This window comes from uncultured Streptomyces sp., assembly GCF_947488945.1.
GTDB lineage: Bacteria > Actinomycetota > Actinomycetes > Streptomycetales > Streptomycetaceae > Streptomyces.
The window spans coordinates 354,099-375,859 of the sequence record NZ_CANLBS010000007.1 but is presented as its reverse complement, the minus strand read 5'-3'; the positions used below and the strand labels follow the sequence as shown (position 1 = coordinate 375,859).

21 protein-coding genes are annotated in these 21,761 nt (G+C 70.2%); 17 read left to right on the top strand and 4 right to left on the bottom strand.

What is annotated here, in order from left to right; all coding sequences use genetic code 11:
- Nucleotides 1-258: 258 nt before the first annotated feature.
- The 3 genes from Q0994_RS14535 to Q0994_RS14525 all read left to right on the top strand — a co-directional run bounded on the left by Q0994_RS14535 (nucleotide 259) and on the right by Q0994_RS14525 (nucleotide 3,071).
- A complete protein-coding gene (locus tag Q0994_RS14535; protein WP_299534111.1) occupies nucleotides 259-1,437 on the top strand; it encodes an acyl-CoA dehydrogenase family protein in 1,179 nt (392 codons plus the stop codon).
- A gap of 155 nt (nucleotides 1,438-1,592) precedes the next feature.
- On the top strand, nucleotides 1,593-2,435 hold the full coding sequence (locus Q0994_RS14530) for an NAD(P)H-binding protein (protein WP_299534109.1): 843 nt from the start codon (nucleotides 1,593-1,595) through the stop codon (nucleotides 2,433-2,435).
- 144 nt (nucleotides 2,436-2,579) lie between these two features.
- A complete protein-coding gene (locus Q0994_RS14525) occupies nucleotides 2,580-3,071 on the top strand; it encodes a pyridoxamine 5'-phosphate oxidase family protein (RefSeq protein WP_299534107.1) in 492 nt (163 codons plus the stop codon).
- Nucleotides 3,072-3,197: 126 nt separating this feature from the next.
- Here Q0994_RS14525 and Q0994_RS14520 read toward each other — a convergent pair whose 3' ends face one another.
- A complete protein-coding gene (locus Q0994_RS14520) occupies nucleotides 3,198-6,560 on the bottom strand; it encodes a BTAD domain-containing putative transcriptional regulator (protein WP_299534106.1) in 3,363 nt (1,120 codons plus the stop codon).
- Between the two features lie 571 nt (nucleotides 6,561-7,131).
- On the opposite strand from Q0994_RS14520, the gene Q0994_RS14515 reads away from it, so the two are divergent.
- Nucleotides 7,132-7,563, top strand: coding sequence for a hypothetical protein (locus Q0994_RS14515; RefSeq protein ID WP_299534104.1), 432 nt, complete (start codon nucleotides 7,132-7,134; stop codon nucleotides 7,561-7,563).
- Between the two features lie 18 nt (nucleotides 7,564-7,581).
- Here the strand turns inward: Q0994_RS14515 and Q0994_RS14510 are convergent, their stop codons facing one another.
- Both Q0994_RS14510 and Q0994_RS14505 read right to left on the bottom strand, forming a co-directional pair.
- Nucleotides 7,582-9,018 (bottom strand): tyrosine-type recombinase/integrase, encoded by a 1,437-nt coding sequence (locus tag Q0994_RS14510; RefSeq protein WP_299534102.1) that lies wholly within the window; start codon nucleotides 9,016-9,018, stop codon nucleotides 7,582-7,584.
- Nucleotides 9,019-9,138: 120 nt separating this feature from the next.
- Entirely contained in the window at nucleotides 9,139-9,405 is a 267-nt protein-coding gene (locus Q0994_RS14505; RefSeq protein ID WP_299534100.1) for an AlpA family transcriptional regulator, read from the bottom strand.
- Nucleotides 9,406-9,678: 273 nt separating this feature from the next.
- Here Q0994_RS14505 and Q0994_RS14500 point away from each other — a divergent pair, with 273 nt between their 5' ends.
- The 4 genes from Q0994_RS14500 (at nucleotide 9,679) to cutA (ending at nucleotide 11,899) form a co-directional block, all read left to right on the top strand.
- A complete protein-coding gene (locus Q0994_RS14500; protein ID WP_299534098.1) occupies nucleotides 9,679-10,359 on the top strand; it encodes a hypothetical protein in 681 nt (226 codons plus the stop codon).
- A 263-nt stretch (nucleotides 10,360-10,622) separates the two neighbouring features.
- Nucleotides 10,623-11,114 carry a GIY-YIG nuclease family protein gene (locus Q0994_RS14495; protein ID WP_299534096.1) on the top strand — a complete coding sequence of 164 codons (492 nt, stop codon included), beginning with the start codon at nucleotides 10,623-10,625 and terminating at the stop codon, nucleotides 11,112-11,114.
- A 21-nt stretch (nucleotides 11,115-11,135) separates the two neighbouring features.
- Nucleotides 11,136-11,309 carry a hypothetical protein gene (locus Q0994_RS14490; protein WP_363325552.1) on the top strand — a complete coding sequence of 58 codons (174 nt, stop codon included), beginning with the start codon at nucleotides 11,136-11,138 and terminating at the stop codon, nucleotides 11,307-11,309.
- Between the two features lie 263 nt (nucleotides 11,310-11,572).
- The gene (gene cutA, locus Q0994_RS14485) at nucleotides 11,573-11,899 is read left to right on the top strand and encodes a divalent-cation tolerance protein CutA (RefSeq protein WP_129826109.1); all 327 of its coding nucleotides are present in this window, start codon (nucleotides 11,573-11,575) and stop codon (nucleotides 11,897-11,899) included.
- 51 nt (nucleotides 11,900-11,950) lie between these two features.
- Here the strand turns inward: cutA and Q0994_RS14480 are convergent, their stop codons facing one another.
- On the bottom strand, nucleotides 11,951-13,198 hold the full coding sequence (locus Q0994_RS14480; RefSeq protein WP_299534087.1) for a helix-turn-helix domain-containing protein: 1,248 nt from the start codon (nucleotides 13,196-13,198) through the stop codon (nucleotides 11,951-11,953).
- 131 nt (nucleotides 13,199-13,329) lie between these two features.
- Here Q0994_RS14480 and Q0994_RS14475 point away from each other — a divergent pair, with 131 nt between their 5' ends.
- From Q0994_RS14475 to Q0994_RS14435, 9 genes are all read left to right on the top strand, one after another.
- Nucleotides 13,330-13,848, top strand: a complete 519-nt coding sequence (locus Q0994_RS14475; protein WP_363325551.1) for an ATP-binding protein — start codon at nucleotides 13,330-13,332, stop codon at nucleotides 13,846-13,848.
- Nucleotides 13,806-14,414: a hypothetical protein gene (locus tag Q0994_RS14470; RefSeq protein WP_299534084.1), complete on the top strand. Its 609-nt coding sequence runs from the start codon at nucleotides 13,806-13,808 to the stop codon at nucleotides 14,412-14,414. Before Q0994_RS14475 ends, Q0994_RS14470 begins: the two co-directional genes overlap by 43 nt.
- A gap of 130 nt (nucleotides 14,415-14,544) precedes the next feature.
- The gene (locus tag Q0994_RS14465) at nucleotides 14,545-14,799 is read left to right on the top strand and encodes a hypothetical protein (protein ID WP_299534080.1); all 255 of its coding nucleotides are present in this window, start codon (nucleotides 14,545-14,547) and stop codon (nucleotides 14,797-14,799) included.
- An 84-nt stretch (nucleotides 14,800-14,883) separates the two neighbouring features.
- Complete coding sequence (locus tag Q0994_RS14460) at nucleotides 14,884-15,573, top strand: HAD family hydrolase (RefSeq protein ID WP_299534078.1); 690 nt, start codon at nucleotides 14,884-14,886, stop codon at nucleotides 15,571-15,573.
- Nucleotides 15,570-17,417, top strand: a complete 1,848-nt coding sequence (locus Q0994_RS14455; protein WP_299534075.1) for a hypothetical protein — start codon at nucleotides 15,570-15,572, stop codon at nucleotides 17,415-17,417. The genes Q0994_RS14460 and Q0994_RS14455 overlap by 4 nt, the downstream gene beginning before the upstream one ends.
- Entirely contained in the window at nucleotides 17,414-18,364 is a 951-nt protein-coding gene (locus tag Q0994_RS14450) for a thymidylate synthase (protein WP_299534073.1), read from the top strand. The genes Q0994_RS14455 and Q0994_RS14450 overlap by 4 nt, the downstream gene beginning before the upstream one ends.
- 8 nt (nucleotides 18,365-18,372) lie before the next feature.
- Nucleotides 18,373-20,091: a carbamoyltransferase C-terminal domain-containing protein gene (locus tag Q0994_RS14445; RefSeq protein WP_299534071.1), complete on the top strand. Its 1,719-nt coding sequence runs from the start codon at nucleotides 18,373-18,375 to the stop codon at nucleotides 20,089-20,091.
- Nucleotides 20,088-21,140, top strand: coding sequence for a hypothetical protein (locus Q0994_RS14440; protein WP_299534069.1), 1,053 nt, complete (start codon nucleotides 20,088-20,090; stop codon nucleotides 21,138-21,140). Before Q0994_RS14445 ends, Q0994_RS14440 begins: the two co-directional genes overlap by 4 nt.
- A 96-nt stretch (nucleotides 21,141-21,236) precedes the next feature.
- On the top strand, nucleotides 21,237-21,746 hold the full coding sequence (locus Q0994_RS14435) for a topology modulation protein (RefSeq protein ID WP_299534067.1): 510 nt from the start codon (nucleotides 21,237-21,239) through the stop codon (nucleotides 21,744-21,746).
- Nucleotides 21,747-21,761 lie beyond the last annotated feature (15 nt).

Below are 21,761 nucleotides of genomic sequence, written 5' to 3'. Positions count from 1 at the left end.
GCGGGCCCCTCACGTTCGCCCCAGGCCGTTCCCCGCGCCTGGGGCGAACTCGTTTTCCCTTTCCCTTCCGGTGCTTACCGGCCGCTGACCGTACGCACACTGCGCCCGCAGCGTTGAGACCTCGCGGTTACCGGCCCAAGAGTCCTCCTCGTCAGACTGAATTCCGTTCACGCCTACCGCGTGAATCCGTTTCCGACACCGGCCCCGAAGCGGCGGCGGTGGAAGACACGGAAAGTGGACAGGAACCGAGGAGGCAGAATGACCACGACCGAGGGTGGGACCGCTACGGTGTTCGACGAAGTGGCCGGTCTGGCGGGTCAATTCAGGGAATCCGGGGCATCCGCGGAGGAGCGTCGCTGGATTCCGGAAGAGAACATCGATCTCCTCGAAAAGGCCGGTGTATTCCGCCTCAACGTCCCGGCCCGTTTCGGGGGCATCGAGGCCCCGGTCGCCGACCAGGTGCGCATCCTCAGCGAGATCTCCCGCGCCGACACCGCCACCGGCTGGGTGGCGATGATCTACGTGTCCAGCTCCTGGGTCCCGAGCCTGTTCCCGGACGAGGCGCAGAAAGAGGTCTACGCCGACGGCTCGGCACGCGTGTCGACGGGCTTCACCCCGACCGGCACGCTCACCGCGGAGGACGGCGGATACTCCCTCAGCGGAAGTTGGAAGTGGATCTCCGGTGCCCGCGGCGCCGGCTGGGGCCTGCTCGCAGCGCTGCTGACCGGGCCCGACGGCACTCCCGTGCCGCACGCCGCCCTGGTGCCGTTCTCCGAGCTGACGATCGCCGACGACTGGCACACCTCCGCCGCGGCGGGCACGGGCAGCTCCACGGTGAGCGCCGACGGGGTCAAGGTCCCGGCCCACCGGGTGATCAGCCTGCTCGACGTGCTCGCGGGCACCACCGGGGACCGTTCCAACACCGGTGCCACCGGCCGCAACTACGCCTTCATCCCGTTCTTCATGGCGCAGGGCAGCGCCGCTTACCTGGGCATCGCGCGGGGCGCGTACGAGCTGTTCCTGGAGCGGCTGCCCGGTCGCGGCATCACCTACACGTCGTGGACCGACCAGAGCCAGTCCCCGCTGACCCAGATCCAGGTCGCCACCGCTGCCAACCGCATCGCCGCGGCCGAGGCGCTGCAGGAGACCTGGCTGCGGGACCTCCAGCGCCACGCCGACGCCGGCACCCTGCCGTCCGTCGCGGAGCGCGCCGAGGCGCGCGGCAAGGCCGCGTTCGCGATCCAGCTGGCCAAGGAAGCGGTCGAAGGCCTCTTCGAGGCCGCCGGTGCGTCCGTGATCATGCGGGACGTGCCGCTGCAGCGCTTCCACCGGGACATACAGGGGCTCGCCCTGCACGCGCTGTTCGCCTTCAACACCAACCAGGAGGTGCACGGCCGTTCCCTCCTCGGCCTGGCGCCGGACACGCCGTTCCTCTGAGCCGACGCGCCCGGTCGCACCGGGCTGCATCCCGCGGGGCTGCCGGGCCGTCGCCGGCCGGCAGCCCCGCGCCCGAGGCCCCCGCGGCACGAAGCACTCCGTCCGCGGGCACGGCCGGACATCAGCACGTCCCATCCAGCACGGGAGAGCGAGCCATGACACAGACAGACATCCTGGTCCTGGGCAGCACCGGAAAGACCGGACGCCGGGTCGTCGAGAACCTGCGGGCGCGAGGTGCGTCGGTGCGCGCCGCCGGCCGGTCCGCGAAGGTCCGGTTCGACTGGGACGACGAGGCCACCTGGGAACCCGCCCTCACCGGCGCGGGCGCCGCTTATCTCGTCGACCGACAGGACCAGCCCGGCCCGTGGGACGCCGAAGCCGCGATCGGCGCACTGGCCAAGCTCGCCGTGGAGTGCGGCGTACGCCGGCTCGTCCTGCTCCAGGCCCGTACCACCGGCCTCGTGGGCGGCAAGGACCTCGGCGCGGGGGAGCGCGGGGTGCGCGACTCCGGTGCCGAGTGGACCGTGCTGCGGCCCAACTGGTTCTTCCAGAACTTCGACGAGGGGGTGCTGCTGGACTCCGTACGCGCGGGTGAGATCCGGCTGCCCAGCGGCGACGGCCGGGAACCGTTCGTGGACACGGGCGACGTCGCCGAGGTGGCCGCGGCGGCGCTCGTGGAGGACGGGCACGACGGGCAGGTCTACGACCTCAGCGGGCCCCGCGCCCTCACCCTGACCGAGGCCGCCGGCGAGATCTCCAGGGCCGTCGGGCGCGAGATCTCCTACGTCCCCGTCTCCCACGACGACTACGTCGGCGAACTGCTCTCCTACGACGTGCCCGCCGACTACGCGGCCTTCGTGGCGGACCTCGCCGGACAGATCCGCCAGAACCTGAACTCCACGCCCACCGACACCGTGGAACGCGTTCTGGGCCGCGCGCCGCGGGATTTCACGGATTTCGCGCGGGAAGCGGCGGCACGCGGCTCGTGGGCCGCTTGAGATCCGGCGACGCGGGTTCTCCCGGAGTGAGTCGGTGACTTCAAAGTGCCTTCTTCTCCCGGAGCGGAGTATGCGGCACGCTGAGTTCTGAATGGGGGCACTCGCCCGCATTCCGCTTTTCGACGACTTTTCGAGGTGCCGCACATGGGTGCTGTGAAGGTTAATTCGTTCTCGGAGATCGAGAGCGCCTTCGTGCAATACATCCAGGACATCGTGTACTGCACGATGATCACGGTCGACAAGAAGGGAAGGCCCCGGGCGCGCATTCTCCTGCCCATCTGGGAGACGGTGGACGGCAAGCCGGTCGGCTGGCTGGCCGCCTACAAGACCCCGGTCAAGGTGGCCCACCTGGCGAACAATCCCCACACCACGTACTCGTACTGGAATCCCCGGCAGAACGCGGTCTTCGCCGACAGCGTCTCCCACTGGGTCGACGACCTGGAGACCAAGACGTACGCCTGGGACCTGTACGCCAAGGGCAGCCCGCAGGGCGTCGGCTACAACCCCGGCAACTTCTGGAGCATGGGCCCGGCCGACCCGAAGTACGGCCTGATCCGGATCGATCCCTGGCGTGTCCAGGTCCTGCGCGGCTCGGACCTGAGCAGCCGCATCTGGACGGAGGAGTCCCACCGCTGACCGTCTTCACGGCGACGGGACACGTCATCCACCGCACCCCCCACCTCCCACCCCCCACCTCCCACCCCGCACCGGCCGCGACCGGGCGGGGTGTGTGCCGTCGGGGCGTCCGCCCGGGGGAGGTGGTCAGGCCGAGAGCTCCCGGCCCGGACCGGCCTCCTCGTCCTCGCCGCAGCGGCTGGTGGACGAGACCGGACTCAGCGCCATGGGCGGCCGGGTTCCCCGGCGCTGCCGGCCCCGTGCCGGCACCGGCACGGGACGGACGACCGTGGACCCGGCGGTGGGAGTTCCTTGCGCTCCACGGGCCCCGGCGGTCCCGTGCTCCCCGGCCGTCCGCAGTTCCTCCGCCGCCACGCCGCGGTGGTCCAGGAGCAGGCCCGCCGCGAACTCGACCGCGTAGGCGTCCACCCCCGACGTCGCACGCAGCCGGGCGGAGATGCGGTCCACATCGGCGCGCTCGGCGGGCGGCAGAGGCGCCCCGGAGCGCTTCCGGGTCGCCTCCGCGACGCCGAGCAGGCGTGCCGCCCTGGCGGGTCGGCCGGCCAGACGATGGCCTCCGGCCAGCCCCTCCAGGGAGAGGGCGACCGCCCGCGGGTCCTCGGACGCGAGCGCGGAAGCCAGCCCGTCCAGATGCAGGGCCAGGCACGTCTCGGCGTCCCCGCGCAACTCCGCGCAGAAGCCCAGCTCGGCGAGGATCAGGGCGAGGCCGTTGCTCGCCCCCCGGCTGCGGTTCCACTCCAGCCACGGCAGCAGATGGGCCTCGGCGGACTCGAGGTTGCCCTGGCGCCGGGCGCCGAGGGCGAGTCCGAGTTCGGCCATCTGCTCCGCCGGCTGGTTGCCCTGCTCGGCGGCCAGCCTCAGCGACCGCAGATGGAGCTCCTCGGCCTGGGCGTACTGCCCGGACAGCAGGGCGATCCGGCCCAGCCCGGACAACTGGCGCGACACCTCCGACCACATCTCCAACGACTCGGCGATGCGCAGGCCCTCGCGGTGCAGCTGCGCCGCCTTGTCGTAGGCCGCGGTGATCTCCGCGTGCACGGCCAGTTCCTGCGCCGCCTTCAGCTGACCCCAGGCGTCGCCCAGCTCGGTGAACTGCGCCCGTGCCTCCAACGCGTCGTCGTGCAGCGCGTCCAGGTCGCCCGTGGCCATCGCCAGCGCGGCCCGGCTGCTGAGAGCCGCGGCCACTCCCCATGCGTCGCGCAGCGCACGGAAGTCGTTCAGGGCCGCGTTGACCCGGCGCTCGGCCGCGGCCAGCGCTCCCACTTCCCACAGGGCGTGCCCGACGAACCAGGTGGCGCGTGCGAGGCCCGCGGAGGGCAGCTCCCCCCGCGCCTGGTCCCGGCGTGGAGCCGGGCACTGCTGCTCCGGCTCGATCTCGCCCAGCAGCAGCCCGATCCCCTCGCACCAGGCCGCAGCCTCGACGGCGTGCGCCGACTGGGCGGGCGCGGCGGCCAGGGCCGTGGACAACGCGTGCCGTGCCTCGGCGAGCCGGCCCATCAGGAGCCAGAACCAGACGAGCGCGTTGACCAGCCGCAGCGCCAGGGTCGCCTCTCCGCTCGCCTGCCCCTCCACGACGCGCCGGAAGTTGGCGGACTCCGCCGAGAGCCGTTGCAGCCAGCGGTGCTGCTCGGGGCCGTGCAGCCGGGGCTGCGCGCGCTCGGCCAGCTCGGTGTAGTGGAAGGCGTGCCGCAGCGCCACCTCCTCGGCCTCACCGGACTCCTGGAGCCGGGTCTCCACGTAGGCGCACACCGATTCCAGCATCCGGTAGCGGGGGGCGGCCGGGCTGCCGGAACGCGTCACCAGCGACCGCTCCACCAGCCGGGAAAGGATGTCCATGACCTGGTCCGTGGCCACGTCGCCGCCGCCGCACACCTCCTCCGCGGCGGCCAGCGTGCACCCGCCGGAGTGCACGGACAGCCGGCGCAGCACGGTCTGCTCCTGCGGGGTGAGGAGGCTCCAGCTCCATTCGATGGTGGCCTGCAGGGTCTGCTGGCGGCGCGGAGCCCCGCGGTAGCCGGAGTTCAGGACCCGGAACCGGTCGTCCAGCCGGTCGAGCAGCTCGTGCACGCCCAGGGCCCGCACCCGGGTCGCCGCGAGCTCCAGCGCCAGCGGGATGCCGTCCAGGCGACGGCAGATGGCCGCGACCGCGGGGGCCGCCTCGGCGTCGAGCGCGAACGACGGGTCGGCGGACCGGGCCCGCTCGACGAAGAGGCGTACGGCGCTGGACTTCTCCAGCTCGGCGGGGTCCGCCGACTCCGGCAGCCGCAGCGGACGCAGGGGCAGCACCGTCTCACCAGGCACCCGCAACGGCTCCCTGCTGGTGGCCAGCACCTTCACGCCCGGCGCCCGCTCCAGCAACCGCTGCACCAACTCCGCCACGTCGTCCAGCACGTGCTCGCAGTTGTCGAGAACGAGGAGCATCCGGCGGCCGGCCGCGTAGTCCGCCAGCTGGCGCCGCGCCCGCGCCTCGTCCGTGCTCGGCGCGTCGCTGGGGTCGGCCGATTCCTGGATGCCGAGCGTCGCCAGCACGTGCGGGGCGAGGTGCCAGCGCCCGGCGGCCTGTTCGGGCGCGACCAGACCTCCGCACTCCACCAGCCACACACCGTCCGGGAAGGCGCCGGACAGGCTGTCCGCCGTGGCGAGGGCCAGCCGGGTCTTGCCGACCCCTCCGGGGCCGGTGATCGTCACCAGTCGGCCGACCGTCACCAACCGCACCCCCTGGGCCAGCGCTTCGTCCCGCCCGAGGAGCGCGTTGGGCGCGTCCGGAAGATTGCGCGACCGTCCCGGGGCCGGCTCCGCCACCACCGGCGGGTCGGGTTCGCGCAGCGGGGGGTCCCGCCGCAGGATGGCTTGTTGTAGTGCGTCGATGGCCTGGCTCGGTTCGAGGCCGAGCTCCTCGCCCAGGTGGCGGCGCAGATCCGTGTAGCTCTCCAGCGCCTCCGACGACCGCCCGGCCTGGTAGAGCGCCCGCATGTGCGCCATCCGCAGCCGCTCCCGTAGTGGATGCGCCGTGGTCAGCGCCGTCAACTCACCGATCAACAAGCTGTGTTCGCCGAGTTCGAGCCGCGCCTCGAAGTGCTCCTCGACCGTCGTCAGCCGCTCCTCCTCCAACCGGGCGATCACCGCCCGCACGAAGGGCTCGTCGGAGAAGTCGGTGAAGGCGGGCCCCCGCCACAGCGCCAGCGCGTCCGCCAGAGCCTTCGCCCTCGCCCGTGGCTCGGCCAACGTGCGGGCGTGCGCCGCCAGGACCCGGAAGCGCTGTGCGTCGAGGGCTTCCTTCTCGGCCCGGAGCGTGTAGCCCGGAGGCCGGTGCATCACCAGGTCGCGGGACCCCTCCTCGGCGTCTTCGAGGGCGCGCCGCAACTGGGAGACCTTGGCCTGAAGCGACGCCATGGGATTGGCGGGCGGCGCGCCGCCCCACAGTGCCTCGATGAGGCGGGTGGTGGGGACCGTCTGCCCGTGGTGGGCCAGCAGGCTTGCGAGCAGCATGCGGACCTTGACTTCGGGGACCCGAACCAGGCGTCCCGTCACGGTCCGTACCTCAAGTGGGCCGAGCACCCCGAATCGCATGTCAGCCAGCCTAGTCATAGGAAATGCCTACCGGCCGACAAGAGTCGCGCACGTCACTCCGTGGCGGTGTGAACGCGGTCCGCGACCGTATGGAAATCGGCCACCTGCCGTGAGGGCCTCCGCATATGCCCGGATCCTCGAATTACCGGGGCATGGGCCGACGGGGGAGCGGCACGCATACGGTCCGTTCGGGAGCGGCCGAACACCTGTGGCACTGGGGTGAGTTCGGCCGTACGGAGATGCCCGGCCGGCCCGCGTACCACCGCCGAACGCGACCGAACGCGACTGAGGAGACAGGATGAAGAGGACCGCCGCACCGAGGACGACACGGTCAACGGCACCGCGGACGTCCCGTGAGCCCGCGCCGGAACCGGTACGGAACGCGGCGTCGCAGCCGACCGGGACCGGCGTGCACCGGGCGGCGGACCGCCCTCCGCGGGCCGCCCCCCAGACCGCCCCTCCCACGGCGTTCGAGGGTGCCGCGGAACTCGTGGGCCGCACCTTCGCCGCGGCGCTCCAGGAAGGACTCGGCCGCGTGTCACCGCCGTGGGCGACCACCTCCTCCGGCGGGACGCTCCGCCGCGGGCTGCCCCAGGCCCCGAGTGCCGTGCTGCTGCGCGACCACCGCGAGGAGATCCTCACCCGCCTGGCGGCAGCGCTGCCGACCGCGATGCGCGCGGCCGGGCACGTGGACGGGGACCACGTGATCCCGGCTCTGCTCGCCTGGAGCCGTGCCCGCATGCTCGCGGCCACGGCGGCCGGCCTGTCGCGACCCGACCCCAGAGACGTCGTGCCGCTTCCCTTCCCCCTTCTGAAACTGACGGTCGCCACCCTGCTGCTGGAGTCCGCCGCGGGCGTCCTCCCCGACCTCCCGGCCCGCGACCTCGCTCTGCGAGCCCTGGGGCACGCGGTGCGGGAGTAGTCTCCCCGAGAGCTGTCCTCAGCACTCGATGATGTTCACCGCGAGCCCGCCCCGGGCGGTCTCCTTGTACTTGACGGACATGTCGGCGCCCTGTCGTACTATGCCTTTGACCTGCATGTTCGGGGGTAGATGAGCTGCCCTGCATGCCAGCAGGGACTTCTCAGGGACTTTCGGCCGGGAGGGGTCCCGCAGCCAGGCGTCCATCGCGGCGATCCCTCGCTGCCCCGCACCGGGCATGAAGTGAGCGTAGTGGTCGAGGGTGACCTTCGGTGTCGAGTGCCCGAGCCACTTGGACAGGCTGACGACCGACTCGCCGGCCTCCAGCTGCACGCTCGCGTAGGTGTGGCGGAGGACGTGGAACATGTCCTCGCGTGGGGCGGCGTAGAGCAGGACCCGGCGAACCCGGTTGCCGTCGTGCCGTACCTTCTCGCCCACGGGCTTGATCAGCCCGGCGGCGGCGAGCGCACGCTTCCAGCTGCGGTCGTTCCAGGTGCGGTAGTAGATGCGATTGCCGTGCGACGAGGTGAGGATCAGTTCGACCGTGATCGGCTTCCGCTGGCGCTCCTCGAGCGCGGTGGTCGGGGCCTCCGGGTTCCGCCAGGGCAACGTGCAGGAAGTCGACGGGAACCGGCGGAAGTGAGCTCGGGCCCGGAGGGCGAGGTTGGCCGGCAGGGGGACCTCGCGGGTCTTGCGCCCCTTGGGGAGCGAGAAGTAGGGGCGGCCTTTGATGTCCCACCTGAGCTGGCGGCGGATGTGGACGACTCCAGCCGCGAAGTCGAAGTCCTCTTCGGCGAGACCGAACGCTTCGCCTTGGCGCAGCCCGAGGCCGATGCCGAGATCGACCGCGATCTGGTAGCGGTCCTGCAACTCCGCGCGGACGGCGTCGACGACCTCACGTGACCACGCCTTGGCCTTGCTGTCGATTGCTCGTGGGGGCTTGACGCTGTTCTTCGCCTTCATCGGGTTGCGCAGCAGACGCTGGTCGTCGACGGCGCTGCCGAGGATCGAGGACAGGTGTCCCCAGATCACCTCTGCCGTCGACTCTTCGACCCTCGTGAGCAGTGCTGCCTTGAAGGTCCGTAGAGCGGACGCGTCGATCTCACGCAGGGCGTAGTCGCCCACCAACGGGATGATGTGGTTCCAGATGCGGCTGCGCATCGGGTCCGCCGTCGAGGGTTCGTCGGAGCGGCCCGCCCACCAGTACTCGGCGATGTAGTCGGCGACAAGTATCTCGCCCTTGCGGGGATCGACGAACTCACCACGGCTGGAGTCCGTCTTGGCGCTGGCGAGCCACTGCTTCGCGTCCTCGCTGGTGTGGAACGACCGGTCCTGGATGCCGGGAATCCCCTTCACTCGGTAGCGCTTCCCGGTGCCGTAGATCGCGGTCCGCTCCCGCTTCCCGGTCAGCTTGTCGGGGCGCTTCTTCAGCCATCGGTCTTCTATGTAACCCGCCATGACGGGGCCCTCCAGTGGTGCGTGATCATGAGCTGGTCGGTGTTAACGCGATCTGCGGCACGATCCAATCCCCGTGCGGAGAACTTCTTCTCGGGGAGGCCGGACACGTAAGCCACCGCGCTACTGCATGGCCTGCGAGCGCCGTTGCGGCTTCCGGCTCAGCGGGTCGAGGGCGCGGTTGGAGCGGGAGTCCGCTCGCTCCTGATCGCGGACCCACTCGTCGAGCGCCGTGATCCGGTACATCACGCGCCGTCCCATGCGGAAGCTGGGAGGCCCCTGTCGGCGGTGTCGCCAGACGTACAACGTGTTGGGTGAGATACCGAGGTACTCGGCAGCACTGGGGAGGGTCAAGAAAGCGGTCTGGGATGCTCCGCGCGGTTCCGGCATGGGTCGACTCCTGTCGTGTGGGGCGATGACAGGACGAGATTCCAGGGAAAGGCCGAGTTGGACGAACCGGGTTCTTGCGATAAAGAGGGCGTTGCTGAAATGGATCTTGTGATGCCGAAGCAGCTAACGGTGGTTGTCCGCTGCGCTAAGGCCGAGGCATGGGTCTGCAAACGAGAGCGGGACTGGCCACCCGTCGGGCAGCCCGGTTCATGAAGCGCGAGGTTAGCGGTCAAACTGTGGGTTGGCGCATAACTGACCTGGAACGGAGACGCCGTGACGGACCTCCCCACAGACGGCCAGCCCATCGAAGCCGTACCGACGGAGTACAGCGGCACCACTTTCCGTTCTCGGCTCGAAGCCGACTGGGCCTGCACCCTCGACACCCACAGCATCCTCTGGCAGTACGAGCCTGAGCGAATCACCCTGCCGTCAGGGGCGCATTACCTGCCGGACTTCTGGCTGCCCGAGATCGGGACATGGCTTGAGGTCAAGGGACCATCCACGCCCCGTAAGGAAAAGGCCGTCGAGCTGGGCAAGGCGCGCGCCTGCCACTGCGACGGCCCCTGCGCCTGTGCGTGGCCCGGTGGCGAGATGGTTCTTCTTGGCTGGGTCGCGGAACGCACCCATGGCGACATCAACGTGGCTCGCAGCCGTTCGGGCTATGCCAGTTGGGCCGCCGCTTACGGGCCCAGCGCGTACTTCGTGTTGTGCCCCTGGTGCGGGCTCAGACAGTGGATCACTCTGCGCCGTCCGTGGAAGTGTCGTGCCTGTTGCCGCAGTCTGGAAAGCGAGGAGCTCTACCAGCCCCACGACCGTGTGCTGCCCTTCGGGAGCGGCTCGGTGTGGTCGCCTGCGGACACGGCGGCCATCCGCAGGGAGATCGCCGCACAGATAGCCGAGGCAGAGGCCGCCGACTTGGAGGACTCTCGCTCGGAGGCCCCGTACGAAGAGTGAGGGCGCGGGCGCGTAATGCTCGCCCACTCGCGAGTGAAGGTCCACCCTCGGCCGGGCACCGAATGGGCGCCGTGCGGTCGCCACAAGGCGGCGGTACTTCGACGGCTCTCCAGGGGCGGTCGGCCGAGGGCGCTGAACCCCACAGGTCTGGGAACAGATCCGCGCGCCCGGCGTTTTCACAACATGGCGGCCCGAACACTGCGGGCCGCCTCCGCCGAAGGAGGCTTATCATCCGCGTCTACCGCCGACATCCCTACGCCGTCTTGGTCGACGCCGTCACCCTTCTCAACCAGGACCTGAGCCCCACCGCCCGCCTTACATATGCCGTCCTCACCGCAGACCAACAGGTCGACGAGGGCAGCGACACCTTCGACCTGGACCACATTGCCCGCGTTGTGGGCCTAGCCGACTCGGACGCGCTGCTACCAGTCCTTGCTGAACTCACCGCGGTCGGTGTAGTCGACAAGCGTGAGCACCACGGCCTGGGTCTTGTCCTCTCCGTGAACCTCGAGGCGATACCTCCAGCCGACCAGCAACCGTGCGTGCCCTGCGACGACTGCGGCCAGTGCTCGTGCGGTGGCCTGAGAGGGGTTTGCCAGCCCTGCTCAGAGGTCCGGGCATCACGTGTCCCCGAGGCGGAGAGCGCCAATGAGATGGACTCCCGGTGGGTCTATGCCGTGTCCACCGAAGCCGACCCGAAGTCCATAAAGATCGGTGTTGCCGGGAACATCCAGAAGCGCCTTAAGCAGCTTTAGATTGGGTCGGCGTCTCCCATAGTGCTGCGCTGGCAGTCGCCGGGCGGATTTTCGTTGGAGAGCCACCTCCACGAGAAGTTCACCCGGCTGCGGATCGTAGGGGAGTGGTTCAACTTCCAGCGCACCGCAGACCCAGTGAAGGCCATCAACAAGGCGGCGCAGACCTTCCTTCAGCAGTACGACGCCACCTATTGAGGCTGAGCTCGTGGGATCGTGGCCGGTCAGGCGGTTCTGATGTCCAGACCGGTCTCGGAGGCTGCGCCCCGGCAACGCATCACCTGGGTCGCTGTCGACCAGCTGCGCCTTCACAGTGACGTCGAAGAAGCGCTCCTTTCGCGGGATCACAGGTGCTTCAGAAGCAATCAGTGCGTTTGCGCGGTCTCCCGCCGGCTAGCACTCGCTGGCCTACGTCGAACACATGGATAGGGTCGCGGTACCCGAGCTGGAGAGGTAGCCGCATGGACCACGAGATCGTGATCGCGCAGACGACCAGTGACGACGAGGAGCAGGCGAAGACCCTCGCCAGAGGCGCTGTTGAGAGCAAGCTGGCGGCGGGCGTTCACATCGATGCGCCCATCACCGCCTTCTACTGGTGGCAGGGGAAGGTCGAAACGGCTCAGGAGTGGCGGATCTCCTACATGACGTCGTCGGATCGCCTCCCCGCGCTGGAGGCATGGCTGCACGAGAAGCACCCGTACGACGTCCCCCAGTGGGTCACGCTGCCCGTGACTGGAGGGTCGGAGGCGTACTTGTCCTGGGTCGTCGACGAGACGCGCCCGCAGTAGAGGTCACCACTGCGGCGCCTCGCTCTCACCGAGCCTGTGCGTTTGGACGCTTCATAGCGTCGCTAACGTCAGCAGGTGGCTGGCCAGATCATGCTCGGTGTCGGGGAGGCCGGCAGCGATGGCCTGCGCCCGCTGACGGCCCATGGTGTTGGGCTTTGACTCCGCCGCTGCTGCGAACTGGTGCGCGACGTAGGCCCCGCGGTCTACGTCGCCGCCGCGCAGAAGTGCCGACGCCAGGTCACCCAGGACGACCACTCCGGACTCGGGTAGTTCACCGCCAAGGCGCTCGACTGCGGAGTCGGCGGTGGCCGACAGCTCCTGACGCTTGAGTTCGCCGTAAACCGAGAGGGTCAAGGAGTCAATCCGGTAAGGCGTCACGAAGCGGACCCACGCCTGCTCGCTCGTATGGTCGGCGAAGTCATAGGCGAACTTGGCCTGGTCGAGGGCACGAAGGGCGCCAGCGTCATCGCCTGACTGAGCGGCCTCCTCCGCGTACCGGCCCAGGGCCCACGCTGCGGCGGTTGCATTGCCACGTCCGCGTACGTCTTGAGCTGCCTGCGAAAGCATCTCCAGGGCCTTCGCGGGGCTGGGGGCACCGTAGCTCGCGTAGCCCAGAGCGAGAGCGCGCAGCGGGGGGTGTCCAGCCTTCTTCGCGCACTCCGAGGTCACCCCGTAATAGGAAGTGGCCTTGTCGTGCTCGCCGAGGTCCCAGGCGACCCACCCAGCAAGAGCGGCAGTCTCCCCGGCCGCGATGGTCAGGGCTCGCTCGTGGGCTCCGGCGCGGGGAAGGGCTGCGGTGATCGCGTCCAAGTGCGCCTCGACACGGGACTGCAGGCTGAGCGCGCTCTCGTTCAGCTCGTCCACGTGCAACCGGGCCGCATGATCAATAAGCACCCCCGCGGACTCAGGGTCGATCTTGGAACCCTTGCTGAGTGCGTAGGCCAGCCGGCCCCACGGCTCGGCAGCCGCAGCCGCACCGACGACTGCGCCTCCCAGCAGCGTTCGGCGTTTCATGTCGTCCAGGTCCTCCGCCTCGGCCTTGTTCTTCTCTCGCCGCCTGGCGCGGGCGGCTTTCGCTTCGCGCAGCAGCGGCTCCAGCGGGACGCCACAGGCCAAAGCGATGTTCCCCAGGGTGTGGTCCGTCGGAACGTTCGCACCGTTCTCGTACCGGTTCACCTCTCGGCGGGTCACCGTTGCCCGGCCGGAAGCGGCGTTGATCGCACCAGCCTGCTCGTCCTGCGTCCGATTCGCGTTACGCCGCAGGTGACGGAGTAGCTCGGCAAACGGATCCACTGCCATGAGTCTGACTCCTATCCGTGGGAGAAAGCCAATACTCCCCTCAACTCCCCCCTGATTTTCCCCCCTTGACAAAGATTTCCCCCCTCCGGTTTCCCCTGTCCCGGATCGCGCAGCCACGGTGCGATGTGCTCATGACCACGCACCGGACAGCAACGCCGCCCCGGCCTCGGGGCGACGACGGTGGCGCCCACGTCGTCGGCGCCGCGACCGCTCGGTGTCCGCTGGCCTCTCACGTCTTCGAGATGGCCATGGAGCCGATGGATGCGCACGTCGCTCAAGCACGACGAACCACGGCCATCGTCCTGAAGCAGTGGTCGTTGCCGGAGACGCCGGCAGAGGACGCCCGGCTCGTCGTCTCGGAGTTGGTATCCAACGCGATCATCCACGGTTCCGGGGATGTCCGACTGCGACTGCGACGCGACGACCACGAGCTTCGAATCCGGGTCACCGACGACAGCACCGCACCGGCGAGGCGACGACGTGCAAGTGCCGCCGGCCTTGGTGGCCGAGGGCTGCACCTCGTCGCCTGCCTGTCGCTTCGGTGGGGCGTCGCGGACGGCGGCCGAACTACGTACGCGGTCATCCCCACACTCACGGAGGCACCCCCATGCCGCCGCACGACGCGGTCAAGCGCGGACCCGACGTGTTGAGCCTCGTTGCCCTCGACCGGGGGCGTGGGAAGCACACGGACGGTGGGTCGTCGACTGCTGGCAATGACCACCCGAGAGGGCCCCGCACCTCTCCCCGGGTGAAGCGCCAGTCCCGAGCTAGCCAACTCCGAGGCATCCGACAGCACTTCTACCGACAGGTCGTTGACACACAGGACGATCAGCCGCTCCGCGTGCTGGCGTACAGCTTGGTACCGAGTCCGAGGGCCCGACCTGACGAGGACTGGGGGACGCTGCAGGCTGAGGCCGACCAGCTCGGTTACGCGATCGCCGCCCGGCTCCACGATGTGGCGGTCCCGGTGACCACGACGTACTTCCCGGCATCCAGCGCGAGCCAGGGCGTCTACACGCCGCCTTGGGATCGACCTGGTTGGCGGGAAGCCGAGCGGCAGCTCCGAGCGGGCTTGGCCGACGGCGTGCTCGTCCTCGACCGGCACAACATCAGCTCCGATGACGACGAGTACCACGCCGTGATCAAACACCTGGGCGAGTACTGCCGGGCGTTTCTCCACCTCGTGATCTCCGAGGAGCCCGTCGCGCCGACTTGAAGGCGTCCACTGCGCTGGATGGACAGGAAGGGCTGGGGCTGGCGGCAGATCAGCGCCCAGATCGCCCTGATCGCCACCGTCAGCGTCGTGCTCGCCTTCACCTTCAAATACACCTGACCGAGGGCTGACCATGACTTTCGAGGGACACATCGATCGTGCACCGCGCCTCCTGCCGCACCGCGAGCAGGGCGAAGCGCTCCTCGCCATCAGGGAGGCCGCCCCGTCGGCACCCAGCGAAGAGGGCATCGACCTCTTCGCCGTGCCCGCCGGTGAGGTTCAGGGGCGTGGCTTCAACCTCTCGCGCTTTCACCGGCTCTCGCGCCTGCCGGCCGCGCCGAACAGATCGGTCTCGCCTTCGGCTGACGGGCCGCCGGACGCGGCCTGACTGGCCCCGGCCCAGTACCCCGAGTTGGAACTCGAACCGGCCTCGGCCCTCTGAGGCGCGACGACCCCTAACGAAAGGATGATCATGACCATTCCCGCTCACGAATCGCCACCGGCTCCGGCCGCGCCGAACGAGAGCTCGCGCGCTCTTCTCCTCGACCTCGACGGGGTCCTGCTCGACACGCGTCCGGTGATGCGGAAGGCGTGGCAGAGAGTCCAGGAGATCCATGGCGTCGCGCTCCCCTTCCGTGACTACGAGCGCCACCTGGGCAGGGAGTTCGGCGACATCATGCAGCGGCTGGGTGTGACCGATGCCGAGGCGGTCCGCCGGACGTACGAGGCGGAGTCCGTGGCCACCGCGCACCTCGCGGAGGAGTTCGCCGGAATCGACGAGACGCTCCACGCCTTCGTGGCCGCCGACTGGCGGCTGGGCGTCGTGACGTCCAAGCACGTCGATCGGGCGGCCCCGCTCCTCGCGCGCCTCGGGTGTCCCTTCGCGACCGTCCGCACGCCCGCCGGAGCGGGCCGGACGAAGCCGGCCCCGGACCCGCTCCTCCTGGCGCTGGTCGACCTGGGAGTCGACCCTGCCTCCGCCGTCTACGTGGGTGACATGGCGGTCGACCAGGAGTCGGCCGCACGCGCCGGCGTCCCCTATGTACACGCTGGATGGGGCTACGGGCAGCCGACGGCTCCCGACCCCGAGACGGCCTCGTCCCCCAGGGAACTGCTGAGCCTCCTCCCCGCCAAGCAGCTCGTCGAGGGGAGCACGGTGTGAGCCCCCGCACGACTGGTGGCCTCGGCCTGGTCCGCTCCTCCAACGCCGGGAAGCCGACGTGGACTCTCGTCGGAACCGGCGCCCTGGCGCACGCGCGGACCGTTCACATCCACACCACGGACCTGGAAGCTGCGACCGTCGACAAGCAGTTACTGCGCTCCGGCGTCGAAGACGTCATGGAGGCCCTCGACCGTTACGGCGCCACGCTGGCTGCCACCCCGGGCGGAGCCGGCTGGCTCCACGTCCAGCACGTCCCCGTGCGACGCTTCGTCGCCGAGATCGTGCGCAAGCTCCTGGCCCTGAACTCCTGGGCACCGTTCGCCTCCGCCCCAGGGCCCCTGACCCTGGCACCGTACGAAGGACTCGTGGGACTGCGTCCGAGCAGCTCGCGTGAGTACCTGGCCTACACCGTGACGTGGTCCGGCGTCGCGTACGTGCTCGGTGCTGCGGCACCGCACAACCCGACCCGCTCCGCCCAGCTCCGCAACCGCGCCCGGACGACTACGGCGAACACGGAGCCGAGTCCGCTCCCCTCGGATCTCGGACGGCAGGACGTTCTGGCGCTGTCGTGGACCTCCCGCCACGGGGCCACGCTGACCCCGGTTCTCGCCGACCTGGCGCGCGGCGGGCAGAGGAGTCTCCTGCTCGATCTCGCCACTGATGCCGCCGAGCGGTGCAGCGCGGGATTGGTCACGGGTATCGAGCTGCGCACGGCCCCGAGCGACCTCTTCACCCTCTCCGGCACCGCCGAGGGCTTCCACCGTCCCGACGACGAGCACGTCATCCAGGTGGAAGGCCACGGTGTCCAACTTGCCCGGCTCATAAGGCTTTTGTCGGTGCTCTTGGAGACCAGCGGGGGCTGCACCCAGCCGTCGTGGCGGACGGTCGTGCGGGCGGAAAGCTGGCTCGACGACATCCTGTCGACCACCCGGCCGCACACCGTTCTGCTGAGCAACGACACCAGCCCCCTGGGCGTGCTGGCCGCGCACGCCGCCGAGCGGCACGAGGCGAACTCGGTGAACGTCCAGCACGGGGCGTGGACGGCGGAATCGGTCGCCTGGCCGGCCCTGCACAGCCGCGACATCATCGTCATGGGCGAGAGGGACCTCGCCCTGGGCCGAGAGTGGGCGCGCCACCCCCAGGCCGAGGTGCACGTCCTCGGGCAGCCCCGCTTCGACGTCCTCGTCAGCCTGAGCCGCCAGGCACAGCGCCGATACCTGGAGAAGCTGCTTGCTCCAGGGGGCCGCCGCGCGCCCGCCCGGATCGCGGTGTGGGCCTGCCAGCCCTTCAACCCCGATCACCTCAACTCCTACACGGACCTCCTCCTGGACGGGCTCGCTGAGGCGGACGGTGACTGGGGGCTCGTCATCGCTCCACACCCGGCGCAGGGGGCCGACGCCTTCACCGCTCTGGTGAAGCGGGACGCCGGGCCGCCCATCGCGGTGGCCGATCCCCGAGTCGGAGCCCGAGGCTGCCTTGCCGGCGCTGACGTCCTGGCGAGCGCGTACTCGACGTGCGGGATCGAAGCCGCGCTGCTCGGCATCCCGGTCCTCGAAATCGGCCCGTCGGGCGAACGCACCCTGGACCTGGCCGGTCACGGACTGGCGACCCGATGCGAGGCCACCGAGGACATCGCCGAAGCGCTCTCCGGCGTGCGCGGGGGCCCCGCGCCGATCCCGCGGGCGGCCCTGGACGCGGTCTGCCGGTGGCGCGGCGACAGCGCCGCTCGGATCGCCCGGCTCATCACCGACCGCGCCACCTCCGGCCCGAGGGCCGACGACTCCACCCACCACCACCCGGGCGCCGCTGCGTCGCCCCAGGACGAAGGAGCATCCGTCCGATGACATCTCTCACGGCCGACAGCATCGCCGAGCTGTTCTCCGGCGCCGTCACGCTGGCCAAATCCGGCGAGAAGATCAGCCCCCGGGGCATGGCCACCCACGAAGTCCGCGACGTGCACCTGCTGCTCACTCAGCCGCGTGCCCGCCTGCTCTACGCCCCGCCCGCCCGCATTGTGAATCCGGCCTTCGCCGTCGCCGAGACGGTCTGGCACCTGTCCGGATCCGACGCACCGTGGATCTTCGACTACAACAACCGGCTGCGGCAGTTCGCCGACGAAGGCGTCCTCCTGGGGGCGTACGGCCCCAGGATGCGGAACTGGGCCGGCAAGGTCGACCAGCTCGCCCGCGTCGTCGAGATCCTCCAAGCCGACCCCGACTCCCGGCGAGCCCTGATCCAGCTCTACGACCCGGCCCAGGACGCCGCCGGGCACAAGGACGTGCCCTGCACCCTCGGATTCCGGTTCCACCTGCGCGCCGGCCGCCTGCACATGGCGACCACGATGCGCGGCCAGGACGTATGGATCGGTATGCCGTACGACGTGTTCTTCTACACCGTGCTGCACGAGCTGGTCGCCGGATGGCTCGACGCGGAACTCGGCGAGTTCCACCTGCACATCGGCTCGCTGCACATCTACGACGAACACATCGAGCAGGCCGACACGCTCACCTCGCTCCCGGCGAGTGAGGTCATGCCCGACCTGCGAACACCCTGGAACGGCTTCGACGGCCTGCTCGACCAGGTCGAGGCCCGTGACGTGACCGGCCACCCCGGCTGGGACGCGATGGCCGAGACCCTGCGCAGCTACCGGCTGTGGAAGGACGGCAAGCGCGAGCAGGCGTGGCGGGCGGCCGACACGGTCGACGGGCCCCTCGGGCAGGCCCTCACTGCCTGGTACGGAGAGCTGGAGCGACGCTCGACCAATCGCGCCGCGACGGCCGGGGCACGGTGACCGCCGCCATGAAGCGCACCCCCTCCGTCGTCTTCGGCCTGTGCTCGTACACCCACGACTCGGCGGCCGCCCTTCTCGTGGACGGTGAACTCGTCGGCTTCGTCGAGGAGGAACGCCTCTCCGCGCAGAAGCACACCAAGCTCTACCCGGCCCGCGCCGTGGGGTGGCTCCTCGACCAGGCCAAGCTGAGTGCCAGCGACGTGGACGCCGTCGCCTACAACTTCCAGCCCCTCCGCTACCTCGCCGAGTCGCCCGCTGCCCTGCGCATGGCGCTGTCGCCGATGACCCGCGACCGCAGCCTGGCCCGCGCTCACGGGTTTGCCAAGGTCGCCCTGCGGACTCGGCGGCGGCTGCGCGTCCTTGGCAGCCAGTTCCCCTCGGCCCGCGTCACACCGGTCCTGCACCACCGAGCCCACCAGCTCACGGCCTTCGCCGCCTCCGGCTGGGAGGAAGCCGCCGTACTCGTGGTCGACAGCCTCGGCGAGCGGCAGACCACCACCATCGCCCACGGCCACGGCATCCAGCGCCCCCGCCTCCAGCCCTTGGAAGCGATCTACGACCCGGCCTCCCTCGGGTACGTGTACGGCGCCGTCACCGAGCACCTGGGCTGGAGGCGTGGCGACGAGGAAGGGACCGTCATGGCGCTGGCCGCCCTTGGCGACCCCGCACGCTTCCGGCACCTGTTCACCACGGCCGTCCGCACGACGGCCACGGGCTTCCGCATCCACCCCGGCTACTTCCCGACGCGCACCCTCACCTCGGGATACCCGAGGACATCCCGGCGGTTCGTCGCCGAGACCTGCCCCGAGCGGCACCCGAACGAGCCGCCCACCGACGTCCACCGAGACCTGGCGGCTGCCCTCCAAGAGCGGACCGAGCAGGTGATGGTTCACCTCGCCCGCCGAGCCCGTGTGCTCACCGGCTCCCGACGCCTGTGCGTGGGCGGCGGCGTCGCCACGAACTGCGTCAGCATCGGGAAGATCATCGAGGCTGACATCTTCGACGAGGTGTTCGTCCCGCCGGCACCCGGAGACGCCGGAACCGCCATCGGAGCCGCCCTCGCCGTACACGTCGATGGGCGCAGCCCTCGCCCGGTCGCCGGCATCGCCCGCCGCTGTTACCTCGGCCCCTCCTACGAGGACCAGCCCCTCGACCTGACCCCTTGGCCCGGCCTCCGCCAGAAGACCCTCGGCATCGAGACCGCCGAGTTCCTCGCCGACCAGCTCGCCGACGGCATGATCGCCGGACTCTTCCAGGGAGGGGTCGAAGCCGGACCGCGCGCCCTGGGCAACCGCTCGATCCTCGCCTCCCCGCTGGAGCCCGGCGTCGTCGAGCGGCTCAACGCCACCGTGAAGTTCCGCGAGCCGTTCCGGCCCTTCGCCCCCATGGTCCCGGCCGAGCGCGCCGCCGAATTCTTCACCCTCGGCCAGCCGGCCCCGTACATGTCCATGGCCTCCGGAGTGACAGACCTGACGCGCGACCGAGTGCCGGCCATCGTGCACGCCAACGGCACCTCCCGCCTGCAGACCGTCACCCGGTCGCAGAACCCGTTCATGCACGCGGTGCTGACCGCCTTCGGCCGCCGGACCGGCATTCCCGTGCTGATCAACACCTCCCTCAACGTCAAGGGCAAGCCGATCTGCGGGACACCCGAGATGGCCCTGGACTGCCTGGCCAACTCCGGCCTCGACGCCCTGCTCCTCGAAGGGCGGTGGATCACCAAATGAAGATCGGATACAGCTTCTGGGGCTTCCTCGGCAACGGCGTCACCGACACCCCCGACGGAGGCCGCAGCCACCGCCGCCCCTTCATCGACGCCCTCCTTGCCCGCGGTCACGAGATCGTCTTCCTCCAGCCCGACCGCGACCGCCTCGAAGCCGGTGACGACCTCGGCGGCGCGTACGCCTTCGACGACGGCCTGCCCAGCATCGACGCCCTGTTCCTGGAGTGGCGCTGGGCGATCCCCGGCCGCAACACCACCGTGTGCGGCAGCGAGGGGCACACCTGCGACCTCCACCGGCAGGCCCAGCTCATCAACCACTACACGGCCCGGCACCGGACGCCCACCGTGATCTGGGACAAGGACCGCACCCTGCGCGCCGAGAGCGTGTGGCGCCGCACGGCCCACACCCGCGTCTGCGAGGCCGCGCTCGCCCCGACCCTCGGCGCGCACTCGCTGCTCTTCCCCGTCGCAGAGGACCTCCTCGCCCAGGCCGATCCCCTCACCCTCGCGGCGCGGCCTCGCGATCTCGCGCTCGGCTACGTGGGCAACCAGTACGACCGCGACGAGCCCTTCGACCGCTTCTTCGCCCCGGCAGCCGCCCGCGTCGAGCACCTGGTCGCGGGCAAGTGGACGAAGACCGGCCGCTGGCCGCACGTCCGCTTCGCGGGCCGGATCCCGTTCGAGGGCGCCGCCGCCGTCTACGGGCGGTCCCTGGCCACGGTGCTCATGCTGCCCGAGCGGTACGCCGCCGTCGGGCAGATGACCCAGCGCATCTTCGAGGCCGTACTCGCCGGCTGCCTGCCGCTGGCCCCGGCAGACATCCGCTTCGCCGACCGGTTCGTCCCGAAGGAGCTGGTCGTGCGCTCCGGCAGCGACGTTCTCGAACGCCTCTCCTACCTGCGCGAGATCGCCGGCACCGAGCAGCACGCCGCCCTGATCGCCGCGTGTGTAGATCGCCTGCGCCTGTTCGGCCTGTGCAGGCAGGTGAACACGCTGGAGTCCGTTCTGCGCGGCCTCCTCCAGACCGCCGCGGCCGAGCGGGGAGCTGCCTGATGCAGACCGCTCGATCGACCATGGCGCACGGATCCTCCGGGCGCGTCCCGGAGGATGGATCCGCCGGACACCCGAACCTCTCTACGCTGGAGCACCATGAAGAAGGTCGCCATCGTCGGCTGCGGAGGCAGCGGCAAATCCCACGTGGCCCGCGAACTGGGCAGGATCCTCGATGCCCCGGTGACGCACCTGGACGCCGCGTTCTACGACGACGAGTGGAACGCGCTGCCCATGGACAAGTTCACCGACGTCCAGCGCGAGCTGGTCGCGCAGCCGCGGTGGGTGATCGACGGCAACTACAACTCGACGCTGCAGGTACGGCTCGAAGCCTGCGACACCGTGGTCCTGATGGACGTGTCGACCGTGGCGGCGCTGTACGGGATCTTCTCCCGGCAGATCCGGCACGGCGCGGGGCACAAGGGCAACGGGGTGCACAACCGCATCCACTGGGGCGTGATCAAGTACGTCGCCACGTACCGGCGCAAGATGCGGCCCCGCGTGATGGCGAAGATCGAGGAGTTCGGTTCCGGCGCCGATGTGGTGCTGCTGGCCAACCGGCGTCAGACGCGCCGCTGGCTGCGGAAGGTCGTCGCCGAGCACTCCTGACCGGCCCGCGCCCCC

What these genes read in the sequence shown, in the direction of transcription:
- Q0994_RS14470 (WP_299534084.1), top strand. Translation starts at nt 13,806, where the DNA reads ATGCCGCCGCACGACGCGGTCAAGCGCGGACCCGACGTGTTGAGCCTC.
- Q0994_RS14435 (WP_299534067.1), top strand. Translation starts at nt 21,237, where the DNA reads ATGAAGAAGGTCGCCATCGTCGGCTGCGGAGGCAGCGGCAAATCCCAC.
- Q0994_RS14465 (WP_299534080.1), top strand. Translation starts at nt 14,545, where the DNA reads ATGACTTTCGAGGGACACATCGATCGTGCACCGCGCCTCCTGCCGCAC.
- Q0994_RS14450 (WP_299534073.1), top strand. Translation starts at nt 17,414, where the DNA reads ATGACATCTCTCACGGCCGACAGCATCGCCGAGCTGTTCTCCGGCGCC.
- Q0994_RS14525 (WP_299534107.1), top strand. Translation starts at nt 2,580, where the DNA reads ATGGGTGCTGTGAAGGTTAATTCGTTCTCGGAGATCGAGAGCGCCTTC.
- Q0994_RS14505 (WP_299534100.1), bottom strand. Translation starts at nt 9,405, where the DNA reads ATGCCGGAACCGCGCGGAGCATCCCAGACCGCTTTCTTGACCCTCCCC.
- Q0994_RS14530 (WP_299534109.1), top strand. Translation starts at nt 1,593, where the DNA reads ATGACACAGACAGACATCCTGGTCCTGGGCAGCACCGGAAAGACCGGA.
- Q0994_RS14445 (WP_299534071.1), top strand. Translation starts at nt 18,373, where the DNA reads ATGAAGCGCACCCCCTCCGTCGTCTTCGGCCTGTGCTCGTACACCCAC.
- Q0994_RS14475 (WP_363325551.1), top strand. Translation starts at nt 13,330, where the DNA reads ATGACCACGCACCGGACAGCAACGCCGCCCCGGCCTCGGGGCGACGAC.
- cutA (WP_129826109.1), top strand. Translation starts at nt 11,573, where the DNA reads ATGGACCACGAGATCGTGATCGCGCAGACGACCAGTGACGACGAGGAG.
- Q0994_RS14520 (WP_299534106.1), bottom strand. Translation starts at nt 6,560, where the DNA reads ATGCTGCTCGCAAGCCTGCTGGCCCACCACGGGCAGACGGTCCCCACC.
- Q0994_RS14460 (WP_299534078.1), top strand. Translation starts at nt 14,884, where the DNA reads ATGACCATTCCCGCTCACGAATCGCCACCGGCTCCGGCCGCGCCGAAC.
- Q0994_RS14480 (WP_299534087.1), bottom strand. Translation starts at nt 13,198, where the DNA reads ATGGCAGTGGATCCGTTTGCCGAGCTACTCCGTCACCTGCGGCGTAAC.
- Q0994_RS14510 (WP_299534102.1), bottom strand. Translation starts at nt 9,018, where the DNA reads ATGGCGGGTTACATAGAAGACCGATGGCTGAAGAAGCGCCCCGACAAG.
- Q0994_RS14440 (WP_299534069.1), top strand. Translation starts at nt 20,088, where the DNA reads ATGAAGATCGGATACAGCTTCTGGGGCTTCCTCGGCAACGGCGTCACC.
- Q0994_RS14535 (WP_299534111.1), top strand. Translation starts at nt 259, where the DNA reads ATGACCACGACCGAGGGTGGGACCGCTACGGTGTTCGACGAAGTGGCC.